This is a genomic window from Salmonella sp. SAL-020 (genome assembly GCF_017372215.1).
Lineage (GTDB): Bacteria > Pseudomonadota > Gammaproteobacteria > Enterobacterales > Enterobacteriaceae > Salmonella > Salmonella enterica.
In genome coordinates this window covers 3,139,392-3,152,227 of the sequence record NZ_CP071690.1, presented here as the reverse complement: position 1 = coordinate 3,152,227, position 12,836 = coordinate 3,139,392, and the positions used below count along the sequence as shown (strand labels likewise).

Sequence of the window (12,836 nt, the reverse complement as noted above, 5' to 3'; positions counted from 1 at the left end):
GATGCTGTCTTAGTGAAAGACCTGCCGACCTCATCGGAGACGGATTATGCGCTTTCCGCCATGAAAAAAGCGCATCGCAGCATTACACTATGTTGACGCTAACCTCTATAGTAAATTGACGCTTGACTCTGTGGCCGCGCATGTTTGCCTGAGCGCGAACTACATGTCTCCTCAGATGTATCGCGCTTACACAGACTGCTTGTTTAATGGCAGAATAAAACAGCTATTTTAATCATAAGAGTACCGACATTATTTCCATGAAGTATTAAAGGTATCGTTTAATAAATCATATGAACTTTTGCTGGTTAAAAGAGGTTAACTTTAAAAATTATTAAGAACTTATTGGCACTATTCGTTCGTGATTAATTATGTCTAAAGGGTATTTATGGCTGCGAATAAACAGAATTATCACTATGAGTGACGTAGAAATTGAGGGTAAATCTGTGAAGGTGATAACAGAATCTTCGCTATAATAATTATGGAGAGGTAAATACGGTGTTGTTGAAATAAAGAAAAATTAGCGAATAAAATGTTTGATCCTGGCTATCTGGAAGGCTTATTAGCGATAATTAAGGCGATAACCTGGCAAGATGATCCTGGCCGTTAGTCGTCGGGAAAGGGAAGTTGGGGCAGGGTAATCCCGGTGGGATGATGGCGCGTGTGCAATGAGATAGTTTCTTTGCGGTGTTAATTATAAGTAAAATAAAAATAGACTAAATGTATAAAATAATAAGTGTTGATAACCTGCAGAAAAAATCTGTGAGCTATTTAGCAATAATTGAACATCAATGTGGAATGTTTTTTACTGGATGCGGGGCAGTAAAAAACGCACAAAATGTTTAGCCTTATCGAATAAGCCTCTTTTTACAGGGGGTTGGAAATTACTCTTTGCAAAAACAAAAAGTTAACAAAAAATTCACCATGCATTCAATGAATAAACATTATTAACATTAACTTCAAAAATTGATTTTAATCAATATTTAAATGTTGGAAAAGAGCATCAAAACTGGTTAAATTGTCCGTGATCAAATTCCCTGAAAAGCGATAGATTAGCCATAAATTGATCGCTGTCGAAAAAAGCAAATCTGACCCACTAAAAACCTGTTTATTGTAAGGGTTTTACGGCGTAATATATTTGCGGGATCAATTTGGGTTTTTTATTAACATGTTTGTAACCTTTCATCATTACTGTTTCCTTCCCGAGGGGATAGTACGATGAGAGGCCGCAAATAAATTTGTATTGGGGCATGCGTGTGACCCTTTCTAACGGGGTTCACTCTCGGAGTCTTCATGCGATGAGCAAGGAGTCATGATGTTAGATATAGTCGAACTGTCGCGCTTACAGTTTGCCTTGACCGCGATGTACCACTTCCTGTTTGTGCCGCTAACGCTCGGTATGGCGTTCCTGCTGGCCATTATGGAAACGGTATACGTCCTTTCCGGCAAACAGATTTATAAAGATATGACCAAGTTCTGGGGCAAGTTGTTTGGTATCAACTTTGCTCTGGGTGTGGCTACCGGTTTGACCATGGAGTTCCAGTTCGGGACAAACTGGTCGTACTACTCCCACTATGTTGGGGACATCTTCGGTGCGCCGCTGGCCATCGAAGGTTTGATGGCCTTCTTCCTCGAATCCACCTTTGTAGGTCTGTTCTTCTTCGGCTGGGATCGTCTGAGTAAAGTTCAGCATATGTGCGTCACCTGGCTGGTGGCTCTGGGGTCCAACCTCTCCGCGTTGTGGATTCTGGTAGCGAACGGCTGGATGCAAAACCCAATCGCTGCGGATTTCAATTTCGAAACCATGCGTATGGAAATGGTGAGCTTCTCTGAACTGGTGCTGAACCCGGTAGCACAGGTGAAATTTGTTCATACTGTGGCGTCCGGCTATGTCACCGGCGCGATGTTCATCCTCGGTATCAGCGCTTACTACATGCTGAAAGGTCGTGACTTCGCCTTTGCTAAACGCTCCTTTGCTATTGCCGCCAGCTTCGGTATGGCTGCCGTACTGTCCGTTATCGTACTCGGCGACGAATCCGGTTACGAAATGGGCGACGTGCAGAAAACCAAGCTCGCTGCGATTGAAGCTGAATGGGAAACGCAACCTGCTCCGGCCTCCTTTACCTTGTTCGGTATTCCTGACCAGGACAAACAGGAAAACCATCTGGCGATTCAGATCCCTTATGCGCTCGGTATTATCGCTACGCGTTCCGTGGACACGCCGGTTATTGGCCTGAAAGATCTCATGGTTCAGCATGAAGAGCGTATCCGTAACGGGATGAAAGCCTATGAACTGCTGGAGCAGCTGCGCGCCGGTTCTACCGACCAGGCCGTTCGCGACCAGTTCAACAGCATGAAGAAAGATCTCGGTTACGGCCTGCTGCTGAAACGCTATACGCCTAATGTGACTGACGCGACCGAAGCGCAGATCCAGCAAGCGACGAAAGATTCCATTCCTCGCGTTGCGCCGCTGTACTTCGCTTTCCGTATCATGGTGGCGTGCGGCTTCCTGCTGCTGGCGATCATCGCACTTTCCTTCTGGAGCGTGATTCGTAACCGCATCGGTGAGAAAAAATGGCTGTTGCGCGCGGCGCTATACGGTATTCCACTGCCGTGGATTGCGGTTGAAGCAGGTTGGTTCGTCGCCGAGTATGGTCGTCAGCCGTGGGCGATCGGCGAAGTGTTGCCGACAGCCGTGGCGAACTCATCGCTGACCGTAGGCGATCTGCTGTTCTCCATGCTCCTGATTTGCGGCCTGTATACCCTGTTCCTGGTGGCAGAATTGTTCCTGATGTTCAAATTTGCACGCCTTGGCCCAAGCAGCCTGAAAACCGGTCGCTATCACTTTGAGCAGTCCACCGTGACTTCTCAGCCGGCACGCTAAGACAGGAGTCGTCAAATGATCGATTATGAAGTACTACGTTTTATCTGGTGGCTGCTGGTTGGCATTTTGCTAATTGGTTTCGCTGTCACCGATGGGTTCGACATGGGGGTGGGGATGCTCACCCGTTTCCTCGGTCGTAACGACACCGAACGTCGAATTATGATTAACTCTATCGCCCCGCACTGGGACGGTAACCAGGTGTGGTTGATCACCGCGGGCGGTGCGTTGTTTGCTGCCTGGCCGATGGTTTACGCCGCGGCGTTCTCCGGTTTCTATGTAGCGATGATCCTGGTGCTGGCGTCTTTGTTCTTCCGTCCGGTCGGTTTTGATTACCGTTCCAAGATTGAAGACCCGCGCTGGCGCAACATGTGGGACTGGGGCGTGTTCATCGGTAGCTTTGTGCCGCCGCTGGTGATTGGCGTGGCCTTTGGCAACCTGTTGCAGGGCGTACCGTTCCACGTGGATGAGTATCTGCGTCTGTACTACACCGGTAACTTCTTCCAGTTGCTGAACCCGTTTGGTCTGCTGGCGGGTATCGTAAGCGTAGGGATGATCATCACGCAGGGGGCGACTTACCTGCAAATGCGCACCGTTGGCGAACTGCACCTGCGCGCGCGCGCCACCTCGCAGATTGCGGCGCTGGTGACATTAGTGTGCTTTGCGCTGGCGGGCGTTTGGGTAATGTATGGTATTGATGGTTATGTCGTGACATCCGCGATTGACCATCATGCCGCCTCTAACCCGCTGACTAAAGAAGTGGCGCGTGAAGCTGGCGCCTGGCTGGTGAACTTTAATAATGCTCCGATCCTGTGGTTGGTTCCGGCTCTGGGCGTGGTTCTGCCGCTGCTGACTATCCTGACTTCCCGTATGGAGAAAGGCGCGTGGGCATTCCTGTTCTCTTCGCTGACCCTGGCCTGCATTATTCTGACGGCGGGTATCGCTATGTTCCCATTTGTGATGCCGTCCAGCACGATGATGAATGCCAGCCTGACCATGTGGGATGCGACATCCAGCCAGATGACGCTGAACCTGATGACCTGGGTTGCGGCGGTGTTCGTACCGATCATTCTGATCTACACCAGCTGGTGTTACTGGAAAATGTTCGGTCGTATCACTAAAGAACATATTGAAAGCAACACCCACTCTCTGTACTAAGTAAGGAGCTTAAAATGTGGTATTTCGCATGGATTCTGGGAACGCTTCTTGCCTGTGCATTCGGGATCATTACCGCCCTGGCGCTTGAGCACGTTGAAGCGGGTAAAACCGGTCAAGAAGAAAGCTAATGACCCATATTATCGCAAAACTGTATGCGGTAATGGACAAGCGCCCGTTAAGGGCGCTTTCCTTCGTGATGGCGATAGTGCTGGCAGGATGTATGTTCTGGGACCCGTCACGGTTTGCCGCCAGGACCAGCACGCTTGAAATCTGGCACGGATTATTGCTGATGTGGGCGGTTTGCGCAGGCATAATCCACGGCGTGGGTTTTCGCCCTGAATCCGTACACTGGCAAGGGATTTTTTGTCCGCTCCTTGCGGATATCGTCCTTATCGTCGGCCTGATTTTCTTCTTCTTGTGAATAAGAAACCTCCTTAAAAATATAGGGGCTTGCATAAGCCCATATATTTTTACTCTCCCTTAACTTCCCCCCATTCCCAAGCCTCATTCCCACGCGTATAGTAGCAACGTTTAAAAGCTCTACTTTTGTTGCATTACCGGGATATAAAGTGAATACAAGGCGATATACAACGGCATTCTTGAGGCATTACGGCGGCAAGCGGATGACGCCAATAAAGAGGCTGCAGGGATGAATAAGTATATGTTTCGATGGCCAATTCGAGTTTATTACGAAGACACGGACGCCGGCGGTGTGGTTTATCACGCCAGCTATGTCGCTTTTTATGAAAGAGCGCGCACGGAGATGCTGCGTCACCATCACTTCAGCCAACAGGTGCTGCTGGCGGAGCGGGTCGCCTTTGTGGTGCGCAAGATGACGCTGGAATACTATGCGCCTGCGCGGCTCGACGATATGCTTGAAGTTCAAACAGAAATTACGTCAATGCGTGGCACCGCTTTGGTTTTCACGCAACGCATTGTCAACGCAGAGAACACGCTGCTAAATGAAGCAGAGGTTCTGATTGTTTGCGTTGATCCACTCAAAATGAAGCCTCGTGCGCTTCCTAAGTCTATTGTCGCGGAGTTTAAGCAGTGACTGACATGAATATCCTTGATTTGTTCCTGAAGGCAAGCCTTCTGGTTAAACTTATCATGTTGATTTTGATTGGTTTTTCAATAGCATCCTGGGCCATCATTATCCAGCGAACGCGTATTCTGAACGCCGCTGCGCGTGAGGCGGAAGCGTTTGAAGATAAATTCTGGTCCGGAATCGAACTATCGCGTCTGTACCAGGAAAGCCAGGGGAGGCGCGATAGTCTGTCGGGCTCGGAACAAATCTTTTATAGCGGGTTCAAAGAGTTTGTCCGGCTCCATCGCGCCAACAGCCATGCGCCGGAGGCAGTGGTAGAGGGGGCGTCGCGTGCGATGCGCATCTCCATGAACCGAGAGCTGGAAACGCTGGAAACGCATATCCCGTTTCTTGGCACGGTAGGCTCAATCAGTCCTTATATCGGTCTGTTTGGCACCGTATGGGGGATTATGCATGCGTTTATCGCCCTGGGCGCGGTGAAACAGGCGACTCTGCAAATGGTTGCGCCGGGTATTGCCGAAGCATTGATTGCCACGGCGATTGGTCTGTTTGCCGCCATCCCTGCGGTTATGGCTTACAACCGACTGAATCAGCGCGTGAACAAGCTGGAACTGAATTACGACAACTTTATGGAAGAGTTCACCGCGATTCTGCACCGCCAGGCGTTTACCGTAAGCGAAAGCAACAAGGGGTAAGCCATGGCCAGAACGCGTGGACGAGGTCGTCGCGAACTTAAGTCCGAAATCAATATTGTACCGCTACTCGACGTACTGTTGGTGTTGCTGCTGATCTTTATGGCAACCGCGCCGATCATTACCCAGAGCGTGGAGGTCGACTTGCCGGAGGCGAATCAGTCGCAGGCGGTCAGTAGTAACGACGATCCACCGGTCATTATTGAGGTTTCCGGAGTAGGGCAATACAGCGTAGTGGTTGATAAAGATCGAATGGATCAACTGCCGTCTGAACAGGTGATCGCAGAAGTAAAGCGTCATCTGCAGGCTAATCCGAAAACAGTCTTTTTAATCGGCGGCGCGAAAGAGGTGCCGTACGATGAAATAATTAAAGCGCTGAACTTGTTACACAGCGCGGGCGTAAAATCGGTTGGCTTAATGACGCAGCCAATCTGAAGTCTGCGTCCCGTTGGCTTGAAAGACGGCGAGTAACAGGCGAACAGTTTTTTGGGAACCGAGAGTGTCAAAGGCAACCGAACAAAACGACAAGCTCAAACGGGCGATAATTATTTCAGCCGTGCTGCATATCATCTTATTTGCAGTGCTGATCTGGAGTTCGTTTGATGAGCATATAGAGGCTTCTGCCGGCGGCGGCGGTGGTTCCGCTATCGACGCGGTGATGGTCGATCCTGGCGCCGTTGTGCAGCAGTACAACCGTCAGCAGGATCAACAGGCCAGCGCCAGACGCGCGGAAGAAGAGCGTAAAAAGCTGCAACAGCAGCAAGCAGAGGAGCTGCAGCAGAAGCAGGCTGCCGAACAGGAGCGGTTGAAACAACTTGAGAAAGAACGTTTAGCGGCTCAGGAGCAGCAAAAGCAGGCTGAAGAAGCGGCAAAACTGGCGCAACAGCAGCAGCAACAGGCCGAAGAAGCGGCGAAAGCGGCGGCGGACGCGAAGAAAAAAGCGGAGGCCGAAGCGGCGAAAGCGGCGGCGGACGCGAAGAAGAAAGCGGAGGCCGAGGCGGCGAAAGCGGCGGCGGACGCGAAGAAGAAAGCGGAAGCCGAGGCGGTAAAAGCGGCAGCGGACGCGAAGAAGAAAGCGGAAGCCGAAGCGGCGAAAGCGGCGGCGGAGGCGAAGAAGAAAGCGGAAGCCGAAGCGGCGAAAGCGGCGGCGGAGGCGAAGAAGAAAGCGGATGCCGAGGCGGCGAAAGCGGCGGCGGAGGCGAAGAAGAAAGCGGATGCCGCGGCGGCGAAAGCAGCGGCGGACGCTAAGAAGAAAGCGGCTGCCGAAAAAGCGGCCGCCGCAGAAGGCGTCGACGATCTGCTTGGCGATCTCAGCTCGGGTAAGAATGCGCCGAAAACCGGCGGCGGCGCGAAAGGGAATGGTCAGCCATCGAAAGATAGCGGTACATCGGGCGCTAACGGTGGGGCGACAGGCGCTGATATCAGCGCCTACGCGAAACAGATTCAGGTCGCCATTCAGAGCCGTCTGTATGATGCGAGCCTGTATCAGGGCAAACAATGTGTCTTGCATATTAGCCTGGCGCCGGATGGCTCATTAAAAAGCATTACGTCTGAGGGCGGCGATCCGGCGCTTTGTCAGGCGGCGTTAATGGCGGCAAAAACCGCGAAAATTCCTAAACCGCCAAGCCAGGCTGTTTATGAGAAAATAAAGGATGCCAAACTAGACTTTAAACTGTAGATACTTTTCTTTATGGAAGTTGGAGCGGTTGAGTTGTTACTGGTCCTGGTGGTTTTGTGTATTTGAGTTTGTTAACATTCTGCTAAATTATCGTGGGTCGCAGGCCCAGGTATGGGAGATATGATGAAGCAGGCATTACGAGTAGCATTTGGTTTTCTGATGCTGTGGGCGGCGGTGCTGCACGCAGAAGTCCGTATCGAGATCACCCAGGGGGTGGACTCGGCGCGACCGATTGGCGTTGTGCCTTTTAAATGGGCCGGGCCGGGCGCTGCGCCTGAAGATATCGGCGGCATCGTGGCGGCAGATTTACGTAATAGCGGTAAATTTAATCCGTTAGACCGGTCCCGACTGCCGCAGCAGCCAGCCACCGCTCAGGAAGTTCAGCCTACCGCATGGTCTGCGCTGGGTATTGATGCCGTCGTCGTTGGGCAGGTAACGCCGAATCCGGACGGTTCCTACAATGTTGCTTATCAGCTGGTTGACACTGGCGGCGCGCCGGGGACTGTACTGGCGCAAAATTCTTATAAAGTGAACAAGCAGTGGCTGCGTTATGCAGGTCATACCGCCAGTGACGAAGTCTTTGAAAAACTGACGGGCATTAAGGGCGCGTTCCGTACTCGTATCGCCTATGTGGTACAGACTAATGGCGGTCAGTTCCCGTATGAACTGCGTGTGTCGGATTACGATGGTTACAATCAGTTTGTGGTGCACCGTTCTCCGCAGCCGTTGATGTCTCCGGCGTGGTCTCCGGACGGCTCAAAACTGGCTTACGTGACATTTGAAAGCGGTCGCTCCGCGCTGGTTATCCAGACGCTGGCAAACGGCGCAGTGCGTCAGGTTGCGTCCTTCCCGCGTCACAACGGCGCGCCGGCCTTCTCGCCGGATGGGACGAAACTGGCGTTCGCGTTATCGAAAACCGGAAGTCTGAACCTGTACGTTATGGATCTTGCTTCCGGCCAGATTCGTCAGATAACGGACGGGCGTAGCAACAATACGGAGCCGACCTGGTTCCCGGACAGCCAGACTCTGGCCTTTACCTCTGACCAGGCTGGACGTCCGCAAGTGTATAAAATGAACATTAACGGCGGTGCGGCGCAGCGTATTACCTGGGAAGGTTCGCAAAACCAGGATGCGGATGTCAGCAGCGACGGTAAATTTATGGTAATGGTAAGCTCAAATAACGGGCAGCAGCACATTGCCAAACAAGATCTGGTGACGGGTGGCGTACAGGTTCTGTCGTCAACGTTCCTGGATGAAACGCCAAGTCTGGCACCTAACGGCACGATGGTAATCTACAGCTCTTCTCAGGGGATGGGATCTGTGCTGAATTTGGTTTCTACAGATGGGCGTTTCAAAGCGCGTCTTCCGGCAACTGATGGTCAGGTGAAATCGCCTGCCTGGTCGCCGTATCTGTGATAATAATTAATTGATTACTAAAGGAATTAAAGAAATGCAACTGAACAAAGTGCTGAAGGGCCTGATGATTGCCCTGCCTGTTATGGCAATCGCGGCATGTTCTTCCAACAAGAACGCCAGCAATGACGGTAGCGAAGGCGGCATGCTGAACGGCGCCGGCACTGGTATGGACGCTAACGGCAACGGCAACATGTCATCTGAAGAGCAAGCGCGTCTGCAGATGCAGCAGCTGCAGCAGAACAACATCGTTTACTTCGATCTCGACAAGTACGATATCCGTTCTGACTTCGCGGCAATGCTGGATGCGCACGCTAACTTCCTGCGTAGCAACCCGTCTTACAAAGTCACCGTAGAAGGTCACGCGGACGAACGCGGTACTCCGGAGTACAACATCTCCCTGGGCGAACGTCGTGCTAACGCCGTTAAAATGTACCTGCAGGGTAAAGGCGTTTCCGCTGACCAGATCTCCATCGTTTCTTACGGTAAAGAAAAACCTGCCGTACTGGGCCACGACGAAGCGGCTTACGCTAAGAACCGTCGCGCTGTACTGGTTTACTAAGAGAATTGCATGAGCAGTAACTTCAGACATCACCTGTTGAGTCTGTCGTTACTGGTTGGCATAGCGGCCCCCTGGGCCGCTTTTGCTCAGGCGCCAATCAGTAGTGTCGGCTCAGGCTCGGTCGAAGACCGCGTCACTCAACTTGAGCGTATCTCTAACGCTCACAGCCAGCTTTTAACCCAACTTCAGCAGCAGCTCTCCGATAATCAGTCCGATATCGATTCTTTGCGCGGCCAAATCCAGGAAAATCAGTATCAACTGAATCAGGTGATGGAGCGCCAGAAGCAAATTATGCTGCAGCTGGGGAGCTTGAATAATGGCGGCGCAGCGCAGCCAGCAGCTGGTGACCAGAGCGGGACGGCAACCACTGCGACCCCCGCCCCGGATGCCGGTACGGCAACCTCAGGGGCGCCGGTACAAAGTGGCGATGCGAATACCGATTACAATGCGGCAATTGCGCTGGTGCAGGATAAGTCTCGCCAGGATGATGCGATTGTGGCGTTTCAGAACTTCATCAAGAAATACCCTGATTCTACTTATCAGCCGAACGCCAATTATTGGCTGGGCCAGTTGAATTACAACAAGGGTAAAAAAGATGACGCCGCCTATTATTTCGCCTCGGTAGTAAAAAACTATCCTAAGTCGCCGAAGGCTGCGGACGCGATGTACAAAGTTGGCGTTATCATGCAGGACAAAGGTGATACGGCAAAAGCGAAAGCGGTTTATCAGCAGGTGATTAACAAATATCCTGGCACTGATGGCGCGAAACAGGCGCAGAAGCGTCTTAACGCGATGTAATGCGTACCATGCGACCAGAAAACGCCTTTTTTCTGGTCGCGTCGTGCGATTCCTAAGCAGTTGAGCCCTCTGCGTCGAAATTTTTGTTGCGCTCAAATCTGAAATCAGTAATATATGCCGCCGTTGCCACGGGATATTAAACAACTCGAAAGCAACGCAAAAGTGGGTCGTTAGCTCAGTTGGTAGAGCAGTTGACTTTTAATCAATTGGTCGCAGGTTCGAATCCTGCACGACCCACCAATCGTTCGGTGGAAACGAGAATAAAACGTGAAGGATAACGTTGCGTCAGCAACGGCCCGTAGGGCGAGGCGAAGCCGAGTCATCCTGCACGACCCACCACTAACTTCGGTTAGTCAGTAATATCCAGCGTAGTATCGGGTGATTAGCTCAGCTGGGAGAGCACCTCCCTTACAAGGAGGGGGTCGGCGGTTCGATCCCGTCATCACCCACCACTTGGGTCGTTAGCTCAGTTGGTAGAGCAGTTGACTTTTAATCAATTGGTCGCAGGTTCGAATCCTGCACGACCCACCAATTTAACATCAAACTCAGATGTTGAACGTGAAGGATAACGTTGCGTCAGCAACCTGTAGGGCGAGGCGAAGCCGAGTCATCCTGCACGACCCACCATCTTTAGATGGTCCGAGTAAAATCTTTCAGGCAGCACCCGTATGGGTCGTTAGCTCAGTTGGTAGAGCAGTTGACTTTTAATCAATTGGTCGCAGGTTCGAATCCTGCACGACCCACCAATATACAAGGTGGTAACTGGTAGAGAACGTGAAGGATAATGTTGCTTTAGCAACGGCCCGAAGGGCGAGGCAAAGCCGAGTCATCCTGCACGACCCACCATCCTGAATGATTGAAGCAGTAACCCTTATCCAAGGGGTCGTTAGCTCAGTTGGTAGAGCAGTTGACTTTTAATCAATTGGTCGCAGGTTCGAATCCTGCACGACCCACCAATGTAAAAAAGCGCCCTAAAGGCGCTTTTTTGCTATCTGCGATATGGAAGATTCGAACCTACCGCAGGTCCGGGTCTCACGTAGTGAGACAACGGAGCCGCTTGCGGCGACGGCCCGAAGGGCGAGCAAAGCGAGTCATCCTGCACGACCCACCAATGTAAAAAAGCGCCCTAAAGGCGCTTTTTTGCTATCTGCGATATGGAAGATTCGAACCTGCCGCAGGTTCTGGACTCACGCAGTGAGACAACGGAGCCGCTTGCGGCGACGGCCCGAAGGGCGAGCGAAGCGAGTCATCCTGCACGACCCACCAATGTAAAAGAGGGCGCTGGCGGCGCCTTTTTGCTATCTGCAATATGGAAGATTCGAACCTGCCGCAGGTTTGGGTCTTGCCTGATGCGCTGCGCTTATCAGACCTACAGACGGCACCGCTCACGTAGGCCAGATAAGACGTTACGCCGCCATCAGATATGGGGCTACGTAATTATTGTGACTTTCCTTATTGAATCAGCTATCTTGTTTAGCATATAAAACAAATTAACCGATTGTGGCGTTTGTTACGCTTTCATTCGGTTATTTCGTTAAGTCAGTAAAACGAGAAACCACGATGAGCGTAATGTTTGACCCACAAGCCGCAATCTACCCGTTCCCGCCGAAACCAACGCCGTTGAACGACGATGAAAAGCAATTTTATCGTGAGAAAATCAAGCGTTTGCTCAAAGAGCGCAATGCCGTCATGGTGGCGCACTACTACACCGATCCGGAAATTCAACAGTTAGCAGAAGAAACCGGCGGCTGTATTTCCGACTCGCTGGAAATGGCCCGTTTCGGCGCGAAGCACGCCGCATCCACGTTACTGGTAGCGGGCGTACGGTTTATGGGGGAAACCGCCAAAATCCTCAGCCCGGAAAAAAACATTCTTATGCCTACGCTGGCGGCGGAATGTTCGCTGGATTTAGGCTGCCCAATAGACGAATTTAGCGCTTTTTGTGATGCGCACCCTGACAGAACCGTAGTGGTCTATGCTAACACCTCGGCTGCTGTTAAAGCGCGTGCGGACTGGGTTGTGACCTCCAGTATCGCCGTAGAACTGATTGAGCATCTGGATAGTTTGGGGGAAAAAATTATCTGGGCGCCGGACAGACACCTGGGGAATTACGTGCAAAAACAGACCGGGGCCGATGTACTGTGTTGGCAAGGGGCGTGTATCGTGCATGACGAGTTTAAAACCCAGGCGTTGACCCGTTTAAAAAAAATCTATCCCTATGCCGCTCTTCTGGTTCACCCTGAATCGCCGCAGTCCATTGTCGAGATGGCCGATGCGGTGGGCTCCACCAGTCAGCTTATTAAGGCGGCAAAAACGCTGCCGCACAGACAGCTTATCGTGGCGACCGATCGCGGCATCTTCTACAAAATGCAGCAGGCGGTGCCTGAAAAAGAACTGCTTGAAGCGCCCACGGCTGGCGAGGGGGCGACCTGCCGTAGCTGCGCGCACTGTCCGTGGATGGCGATGAATGGCCTGAAAGCCATTGCTGAAGGGCTGGAGCAGGGAGGCGCGGCGCATGAAATACAGGTTGATGCGGCGCTACGCGAGGGCGCATTACTGCCGCTCAACCGGATGCTGGATTTTGCGGCTACACTTCGGGCGTAAAGACG

12 protein-coding genes, 5 tRNA genes and 2 other RNA genes are annotated in these 12,836 nt (G+C 51.8%); all 19 read left to right on the top strand.

Annotated features, from left to right (window positions below; genetic code table 11):
- Positions 1-1,312: 1,312 nt before the first annotated feature.
- The 19 genes from cydA to nadA all read left to right on the top strand — a co-directional run bounded on the left by cydA (position 1,313) and on the right by nadA (position 12,831).
- On the top strand, positions 1,313-2,881 hold the full coding sequence (cydA, locus tag J1G48_RS15475) for a cytochrome ubiquinol oxidase subunit I (RefSeq protein WP_000884371.1): 1,569 nt from the start codon (positions 1,313-1,315) through the stop codon (positions 2,879-2,881).
- Positions 2,882-2,896: 15 nt separating this feature from the next.
- Complete coding sequence (gene cydB, locus J1G48_RS15470; protein WP_000568258.1) at positions 2,897-4,036, top strand: cytochrome d ubiquinol oxidase subunit II; 1,140 nt, start codon at positions 2,897-2,899, stop codon at positions 4,034-4,036.
- A 14-nt stretch (positions 4,037-4,050) separates the two neighbouring features.
- Positions 4,051-4,164, top strand: a complete 114-nt coding sequence (cydX, locus tag J1G48_RS15465) for a cytochrome bd-I oxidase subunit CydX (RefSeq protein ID WP_000270278.1) — start codon at positions 4,051-4,053, stop codon at positions 4,162-4,164.
- Positions 4,164-4,457 (top strand): cyd operon protein YbgE, encoded by a 294-nt coding sequence (ybgE, locus tag J1G48_RS15460; protein WP_000148790.1) that lies wholly within the window; start codon positions 4,164-4,166, stop codon positions 4,455-4,457. The genes cydX and ybgE overlap by 1 nt, the downstream gene beginning before the upstream one ends.
- 228 nt (positions 4,458-4,685) lie before the next feature.
- Complete coding sequence (gene ybgC, locus J1G48_RS15455) at positions 4,686-5,090, top strand: tol-pal system-associated acyl-CoA thioesterase (RefSeq protein WP_001046240.1); 405 nt, start codon at positions 4,686-4,688, stop codon at positions 5,088-5,090.
- Positions 5,087-5,779 (top strand): Tol-Pal system protein TolQ, encoded by a 693-nt coding sequence (gene tolQ, locus J1G48_RS15450; protein WP_000131318.1) that lies wholly within the window; start codon positions 5,087-5,089, stop codon positions 5,777-5,779. Before ybgC ends, tolQ begins: the two co-directional genes overlap by 4 nt.
- Positions 5,780-5,782: 3 nt before the next feature.
- The gene (gene tolR, locus J1G48_RS15445) at positions 5,783-6,211 is read left to right on the top strand and encodes a colicin uptake protein TolR (RefSeq protein WP_000124676.1); all 429 of its coding nucleotides are present in this window, start codon (positions 5,783-5,785) and stop codon (positions 6,209-6,211) included.
- Positions 6,212-6,275: 64 nt separating this feature from the next.
- Positions 6,276-7,454 carry a cell envelope integrity protein TolA gene (tolA, locus tag J1G48_RS15440; RefSeq protein WP_000030577.1) on the top strand — a complete coding sequence of 393 codons (1,179 nt, stop codon included), beginning with the start codon at positions 6,276-6,278 and terminating at the stop codon, positions 7,452-7,454.
- Between the two features lie 123 nt (positions 7,455-7,577).
- Complete coding sequence (gene tolB, locus J1G48_RS15435; protein WP_001562341.1) at positions 7,578-8,870, top strand: Tol-Pal system beta propeller repeat protein TolB; 1,293 nt, start codon at positions 7,578-7,580, stop codon at positions 8,868-8,870.
- A gap of 34 nt (positions 8,871-8,904) precedes the next feature.
- Positions 8,905-9,429, top strand: coding sequence for a peptidoglycan-associated lipoprotein Pal (gene pal, locus J1G48_RS15430; RefSeq protein WP_001176621.1), 525 nt, complete (start codon positions 8,905-8,907; stop codon positions 9,427-9,429).
- Positions 9,430-9,438: 9 nt separating this feature from the next.
- Positions 9,439-10,227 carry a cell division protein CpoB gene (cpoB, locus tag J1G48_RS15425; RefSeq protein ID WP_000097553.1) on the top strand — a complete coding sequence of 263 codons (789 nt, stop codon included), beginning with the start codon at positions 9,439-9,441 and terminating at the stop codon, positions 10,225-10,227.
- A 164-nt stretch (positions 10,228-10,391) separates the two neighbouring features.
- Positions 10,392-10,467 (top strand) — tRNA-Lys (locus J1G48_RS15420).
- A gap of 136 nt (positions 10,468-10,603) precedes the next feature.
- Positions 10,604-10,679, top strand: a tRNA-Val gene (locus tag J1G48_RS15415).
- Between the two features lie 3 nt (positions 10,680-10,682).
- A tRNA-Lys gene (locus tag J1G48_RS15410) sits at positions 10,683-10,758 on the top strand.
- A 139-nt stretch (positions 10,759-10,897) separates the two neighbouring features.
- Positions 10,898-10,973, top strand: a tRNA-Lys gene (locus tag J1G48_RS15405).
- Between the two features lie 134 nt (positions 10,974-11,107).
- Positions 11,108-11,183: transfer RNA gene (locus J1G48_RS15400), tRNA-Lys, on the top strand.
- Positions 11,184-11,212: 29 nt separating this feature from the next.
- Positions 11,213-11,338: non-coding RNA, RtT sRNA (locus J1G48_RS15395), on the top strand.
- Between the two features lie 29 nt (positions 11,339-11,367).
- Positions 11,368-11,493: non-coding RNA, RtT sRNA (locus tag J1G48_RS15390), on the top strand.
- Between the two features lie 294 nt (positions 11,494-11,787).
- Positions 11,788-12,831 carry a quinolinate synthase NadA gene (gene nadA / locus J1G48_RS15385; RefSeq protein WP_000115336.1) on the top strand — a complete coding sequence of 348 codons (1,044 nt, stop codon included), beginning with the start codon at positions 11,788-11,790 and terminating at the stop codon, positions 12,829-12,831.
- Positions 12,832-12,836: the final 5 nt, after the last annotated feature.

Coding starts and splice junctions, on each gene's coding strand:
- cydA (WP_000884371.1), top strand. CDS start 1,313: ATGTTAGATATAGTCGAACTGTCGCGCTTACAGTTTGCCTTGACCGCG.
- cydB (WP_000568258.1), top strand. CDS start 2,897: ATGATCGATTATGAAGTACTACGTTTTATCTGGTGGCTGCTGGTTGGC.
- cydX (WP_000270278.1), top strand. CDS start 4,051: ATGTGGTATTTCGCATGGATTCTGGGAACGCTTCTTGCCTGTGCATTC.
- ybgE (WP_000148790.1), top strand. CDS start 4,164: ATGACCCATATTATCGCAAAACTGTATGCGGTAATGGACAAGCGCCCG.
- ybgC (WP_001046240.1), top strand. CDS start 4,686: ATGAATAAGTATATGTTTCGATGGCCAATTCGAGTTTATTACGAAGAC.
- tolR (WP_000124676.1), top strand. CDS start 5,783: ATGGCCAGAACGCGTGGACGAGGTCGTCGCGAACTTAAGTCCGAAATC.
- tolB (WP_001562341.1), top strand. CDS start 7,578: ATGAAGCAGGCATTACGAGTAGCATTTGGTTTTCTGATGCTGTGGGCG.
- pal (WP_001176621.1), top strand. CDS start 8,905: ATGCAACTGAACAAAGTGCTGAAGGGCCTGATGATTGCCCTGCCTGTT.
- cpoB (WP_000097553.1), top strand. CDS start 9,439: ATGAGCAGTAACTTCAGACATCACCTGTTGAGTCTGTCGTTACTGGTT.
- nadA (WP_000115336.1), top strand. CDS start 11,788: ATGAGCGTAATGTTTGACCCACAAGCCGCAATCTACCCGTTCCCGCCG.